This is a genomic window from Limibacillus halophilus (assembly GCF_014191775.1).
GTDB classification, from domain to species: Bacteria; Pseudomonadota; Alphaproteobacteria; order Kiloniellales; family CECT-8803; genus Limibacillus; species Limibacillus halophilus.
The window spans coordinates 217,417-223,715 of the sequence record NZ_JACHXA010000006.1; the positions used below are offsets into that span (position 1 = coordinate 217,417).

At 58.8% G+C, this 6,299-nt stretch carries 4 protein-coding genes; 2 read left to right on the forward strand and 2 right to left on the reverse strand.

The genetic code is table 11. From position 1 onward, the window contains the following. Nucleotides 1–39 precede the first annotated feature (39 nt). Both FHR98_RS12040 and acnA read right to left on the reverse strand, forming a co-directional pair. Entirely contained in the window at nucleotides 40–1,098 is a 1,059-nt protein-coding gene (locus tag FHR98_RS12040) for an ABC transporter ATP-binding protein (protein ID WP_183416937.1), read from the reverse strand. After that, nucleotides 1,095–3,860, reverse strand: a complete 2,766-nt coding sequence (acnA, locus tag FHR98_RS12045; RefSeq protein WP_183416938.1) for an aconitate hydratase AcnA — start codon at nucleotides 3,858–3,860, stop codon at nucleotides 1,095–1,097. The genes FHR98_RS12040 and acnA overlap by 4 nt, the downstream gene beginning before the upstream one ends. 184 nt (nucleotides 3,861–4,044) lie before the next feature. Here acnA and FHR98_RS12050 point away from each other — a divergent pair, with 184 nt between their 5' ends. Next, nucleotides 4,045–4,716 carry a GntR family transcriptional regulator gene (locus tag FHR98_RS12050; RefSeq protein WP_183416939.1) on the forward strand — a complete coding sequence of 224 codons (672 nt, stop codon included), beginning with the start codon at nucleotides 4,045–4,047 and terminating at the stop codon, nucleotides 4,714–4,716. Nucleotides 4,717–4,748: 32 nt separating this feature from the next. Continuing rightward, nucleotides 4,749–5,648, forward strand: a complete 900-nt coding sequence (locus FHR98_RS12055; protein WP_183416940.1) for an isocitrate lyase/PEP mutase family protein — start codon at nucleotides 4,749–4,751, stop codon at nucleotides 5,646–5,648. Nucleotides 5,649–6,299 lie beyond the last annotated feature (651 nt).

Consider the following 6,299-nt stretch of genomic DNA (forward strand, 5'->3'; position numbering starts at 1 on the left):
TATCCTCCGCTGTCGTGGTTAACCGAAAATTCGTCCGAATCACCGTGCTTCCATCACTTTGCAACGCGCGGCATCGGCTCGGGCTATCACCCTGGCTCCGACCGCCACACCCTCGGCTTCGCCCGGTGACAGCAAAGCCTTGATCACTCCATCCCTATAGTTGGCCATGACCTCAACATAGAGGCCGAGATAACGGTGCGAGATCACCTCCAGACCCTCGGTGCCGGCGGTAGGCTCCAGCCTGATGTCCTCGGCCTGTACAAAGACAGTGACGTCCTCGTCGGCTCCCGTGCCCGGCGGCTGACCAAGCGAAAAGTCGCAACCCGCCCCAAGGTCGATTGCGGTCTTTCCGTTCTCGCCTGCTAGGACCCTTCCTTTAAGCACATTGCCACTGCCGATGAACTCGGCAGCCCAGGGAGTCCGGGGCGCTGTGAAAATCTCCTTTGGTGTGCCGAGCTGCTCCAGCTCGCCGTCGCGCATGATCGCAATGCGATCAGCCATGGCCATCGCCTCTTCCTGGTCGTGAGTCACAAAGACCGCCGTCACGCCCAGTCGCTTTTGCAAGAGTTGCAACTCAGTCTGCATCTGGATGCGGAGCTTCTTGTCGAGCGCACCCAGAGGCTCATCGAGCAATAGAATGTTGGGCTCGATCACCAGGGCTCTGGCCAGCGCCACCCGCTGCTGCTGCCCGCCGGAAAGCTGGCGCGGTTTGCGGTCGGCAAACTGCCCTAGGCCAACCATGTCCAGCGCCCGCTTGACGCGATCGTTGATCTCCGAACCGGGCACGGCGCGGCATTTCATGCCGAAGGCGACGTTCTCCGCCGCCGTCATGTGCGGAAAGAGTGCAAAGTGCTGAAACACCATGCCCAGGTTGCGCTCGCGCGGCTTCAAGCGCAGCACGTCTTGCCCACCAATCTTTATGCTGCCTTTACGCGGGTGGACAAATCCGGCGATGGACCTGAGCAAGGAGGTTTTCCCACAACCCGACGGTCCGACAAGAGCTAGAAAATCGCCTTCGCCGATTGAAAGGTCGACACCGCGCAGCGCATGAAACGCGCCATACCAAAGATGCAGATTGTTGATTTCCAGCGAACTCACGTTGCCGTGCCTCCATTCGGATGATGATCTGGCCCCCCAGCGGCGCTCTTCAGAAAGTCCTTGAGCACCGAGGCAAATATTCCCCCGTCTTCCAACAAGCGCCGCTCGCTGTCTCCCGCCAACACCGGTCGTACGGTGAAGGTGACAACCCTGCCGTCCGCCTTCTCCGCCACGACCTCGACCGGGTTGCCGCTTTGGACACTCGTGGCGATCCCTGACAGCGTGAAAATCTCGCTGCCATCCAGGCCCAGCAAGCGCCAGCCGATGCCGGGCTCGAAGGCCAAGGGCAGAATGCCCATGCCGACCAGATTGGAGCGGTGAATGCGCTCGAACGATTCTGCTATTACGGCTTTCACGCCCAGCAGAGCCGGGCCTTTAGCCGCCCAGTCACGGCTGGACCCCATGCCATAGTCGCGACCGGCCAATACGATCATCGGGGTTCTCTCCCAGCGGTACTGCCGGGCCGCTTCAAAGATCGGCATTTCCTCGCCGTCGGGATACTTCCGGGTAAAACCACCCTCGCGGACACCTTGCATCAGATTCTTGATGCGGGGATTGGCGAAGGTCGCGCGCATCAGGACTTCATGATTGCCCCGCCTTTGCGTATAGGCATTGAAATCACGTTCCTTCACGCCCTGGTCGGCCAGATACTGCCCGGCGAGACTGCTTGGAGAGATTGCGCCGGAAGGCGTCACATGATCGGTCGTGAGGGAGTCGCCGAAAAGACAGAGGGCGCGTACGTTGAGCAAACTGTCAGGCAACGCCCTTTCCAACGTTTCCTTCGCAGCGTCGAAGAATGGCGGCCGAAGCAAGTAGCTGGACGTTTCGGGCCACGCAAACAGTGGCCCTTCAGGCGCTTCAAGGTCACGCCACAACGCAGTTCCCTCATAGAGTGTCGCATAGTTCTCGCGATAGAGTTCGGGTCGACCGACGTGAGCGACAAGCGCCTCGACTTCCGCGTCCGAAGGCCAGATATCGTGCAGGAACACCGGTTGCCCGTTGTCGGCCTGGCCCAGGGGTTCTACCTGAGGATCAAGATTGATACGCCCGGCCAAAGCGTAGGCAACCACCAACGGCGGCGATGCGAGATAACTTGCACGCACTTGGGGGTGGATGCGGGCCTCAAAGTTTCGATTGCCGGAAAGGATTGCAGCGAGAACCGCGCCTTCCTCCTCTGCCGCAGCGGCCAAAGCCGGTGCGATCTCGCCAGACTTTCCGCTACAGGTAGTGCAACCGTAACCGACGACGTGAAAACCCAACGCTTCGAGATCGTCAATCAACCCGCTTTGGGCGAGATAGCGCGTGACAACGCGCGAACCCGGCGCCAGCGAGGTCTTCACGTGCCCCGGCACGCTCAATCCCATGCGCCTGGCTTTGCGGGCCAGAAGCCCGGCGGCCAGCATGACCGAGGGGTTGGAAGTGTTCGTGCAAGACGTAATCGCGGCGATCGCCAAAGTTCCGTGCGGCGTGGCAGTGCTCTTGGAAGCCGCAGCGAAGCCGCCGTCTTCCTTCGACTTGGCCAAGCTCGCGTTAAAATCCGCGGCAGCGGCGGAGAGCGACCGACGGTCCTGCGGGCGGCGCGGGCCGGCCAAGCAAGGCTCGGCCTCAGACACATCAATCTCGATGATCGCGCTATATTGGGGGACTGGTGCGTCTTCCTCACGGTAAAGTCCGCTTGCCTTCGCGTACTCCTGAACCAAGGCAATCTGCTCATTGCTTCTGCCGCTCTGCTCTAGGTAGGCAATGGTCTGGCCGTCGATCGGGAAAAAGCCGCAGGTTGCTCCATATTCGGGCGCCATGTTCGCCAATGTTGCGCGCTGCGGCACGGTCAGCGCTGCTGCCGCCTCGCCGAAATACTCAACGAAGTCACCGACTACACCGACCGACCGCAGTTTCTCAGTGACCAACAACACGAGATCCGTCGTGGTCACGCCTTCACGCATCTTTCCGGTGAGCCGTACACCCACGACACGAGGCAGCTTTACCATGTACGGGCGCCCCAGAAGGGCCGCTTCCGCCTCTATACCGCCGACCCCCCATGCCAGCAGACCCAGGGCATTGACCATGGGGGTATGGGAGTCGCAACCAAGGACGAATTCCGGGAACACCACCTCACCATCGGGACCGGATGCGCGACCGACGACGTTTGAAAGCCGCTCAAGATGTATTTGGTGAATGATGCCCATCCCTGGCGGCACCACCCGCAGGCTTTTGAAGGCTCCTTGCGCCCATTTGAAGAACCGGTAGCGCTCGGCGTTGCGCTCGTATTCGCGCCGCTCGTTATAGGCTGCGGCTTCCGCCGTGCCGGCGCGATCAACGATCAAGGAGTGGTCAATTATCAAATCAACGGGAATGACGGGCTCGACTCCGTCAATAGGCAAACCTTCTTCCGCCAGTGCATCGCGAAGCGCCGCCAGATCCATCAGCGCCGGAAGCCCGCTGGAATCCGGCAGGACAATGCGCGCGACCCGTAAGGGAACCGTGCAATCCTCCGGCACGCCATTCCAGCGCAAAAGCGCCTCCAGCGCCGCGGCGGCGTCGCTATCTTCCTCTTCTGCGCGCGCTACGTTCTCAAGCAGAATGCGAAGGGAATAGGGAAGCGTACTGATCGCGGCTTCCTGAAGCCGCCGCAAGTCAACGAAACGGCACGCCCCAAAATCCCCGCCGAGGTCCTGTTTCGCCACGGCGACCACCCCACCCCTTTCCTTTAGAAAGGACGTCCAGGGCACTGTAATGTTTCCTGCTGAGCGACTGCTCGACATACTTGCCTCATGCTTCGTCAAGCGCAAGGTAGCCAAGGATTTTAGGAAGTGTCAACACTAATAGGGTCATAATGCATTATGGTACAATTAAGTAGGAGCGGCAAAAAGTACCCACAGTAAAACCATTGACCATCGTAGCATGGGTCGGTAATCATTAAAAACTGTTGACAGTTAGAGTTGAGCCATGAACGTCGATACTCCTCAAAGCACACTGGCGGAACAGGCATTCGAACAGATATTCGACCTCATCCTGACGGGGGAGCTCCCCTTGGGCGGAATCGTCAATGAGGCCAATCTGGCGCAGCGCTTTTCGATCAGCCGCGGCCCCGTTCGCGAGGCGGTACAGCGCCTCCAAGGCCTGCGGCTCGTTACCCGCGAGCCCTACATGCGCGCACGGGTCGTACAGCTTTCCGGGCGCGATTTGGTGGAAATATTTCAACTCCGCCAAGGTGTCGAAGGGATGGCTTGCAGATTAGCTAGCGAGGCCATGTCGGATACAGACCTGCAACAGCTTCTCGACGATTTGGAGCAATCGCGGAACGGCCAGGGTGCGACACCTGAGATCCTCGATATCCATGTGCGCATTGCCAAGGGCAGTGGCAACAAGCGTATCGTCAGCCTGCTGTGCGGAGATCTCTACCACCTAATGCGGATTTACCGTTTTCGCTCGGGGTCAGAGCCGGGACGGCGAGGTAAAGCCTTCGAGGAGCACTGGCAGATCGTGAGAGCAATGCGCTCGCGCGACCCCGATCTTGCCGAATCGCTGATGCGCGCGCACATCGGGCGGGCGACAGAGACTTTGTTGGCGTCTCTCAATGATATCGAGGCTCCCTTGCGCCTCGTCACCGAAACGTAAGGGTTCACCAAGAAAAGAGATGGAAAGCTTTCATGACTAAAACCAAACGCCTGCGTGATCTGCTTGCCGCCGATGGCATTCTCGTTTCACCGGGTGTCTATGACGGTTACAGCGTCCGCCTTGTCGAGCAGATGGGCTTCAAGACCGCCTGCACAACGGGCGCGGGCATGGCTAATTCGCGGCTGGGTGTTCCCGATGTCGGTATCATGGGGCTTTCCGACAATGTCGAGGCCTGTCGCATGATTGCGCGCAGCGTCGACATTCCCGTCATGGCGGATGCCGATACGGGGTACGGCAGCCCCGTCACGGTGTTCCACACGGCCCGCTATTTTGAGGAATCGGGTGTCGCAGGGATCAACATCGAAGACCAGGTCAATCCCAAGCGTTGCGGCCACATGCAGGGCAAGGAAGTGATTGATGCTCGCGAGATGGCCCGGAAGGTAGAGGCCGCTTGCGACGCCCGGCGCGACGATGATTTCGTCATCCTCGCCCGCACCGATGCTATTGCCGTCGAAGGGCTGGAGGGCGCCATTCGCCGCGCCAAACTCTATGCCAAAGCGGGCGCGGATCTGATTTTCGCCGACGCGATCGCGACCGAGGATCAAATCAAGCAGCTCGTTGATTCCGTTGATGTGCCTGTTTCGGTCAATATGGGCTTTGGCATCCGGGCACGGCCCACCACGCCGCTAATCTCCGTCAAACGCCTGGCCGAGTTGGGGGTCAAGCGCGTGACCCTGCCACGCATGCTCCCGGCGGCTGCGATCATGGCGATGAAGCAGGCGCTCCAAATATTTCAGGATGCGGCCCAAGCGGGCGAAACCGTTGACCGCCGCGACCTGCTCGTCGGTATCGATGACATTTGGGAGCTGATCGGCCAACCCCAGGTCAAGGAGCTGGAGAAGCGCTACATGACCCTGGAGGGTATCGGCTGACCGTCATATCAAGAATCGGGGGAGGGAACAGGGGCGGCATCGGGGGAGCCGCCCCTGTTGCTTTTGGGGCCGCGCTCCGCCGCCTTGCAACGACAGCGCAATCGCTTTACGGCCTGCGCTTAACAACTGAAATGTACGGAATTAAATGGCGCGCCCGGGAAGACTCGAACTCCCAACCTTCTGATCCGTAGTAATATTCAATCGATTGATGAAGAGAAAGTCGGACAAAAAGAGACAACAGAATCAATCAGTAAGATTGGAGCGGTTATCTTCTTGGAGCCTCTATACTCGCTGTTTTTCCAACCTTAGTGTACCACCAGCGCACCATAGATTGGGCGATGGGGGTTTCCAAAGCATCTGAATCTGATGGCACTATGATGATGATACTGATTTAACCGAGCGCGGTATTTGAAACTAAGAGCCCCTAATGGGCATTATCAGAGGAAAATTCATAATATTTGAGATGGCATTGATCCGCATAATTCGATCCGAAAATTATGAAACATCAATGACAGAAAAATGCCGGTTCTGTGTGCGGGCAAGCAATTGATTTTCCTCTGATGGTGTGGACGGCTCCACCCGAACGGCATCGCAATGTGCCATGCTGGTGCTGTTTGGAACCAACAGAGGGAAGGAGCCATCCACATGAAG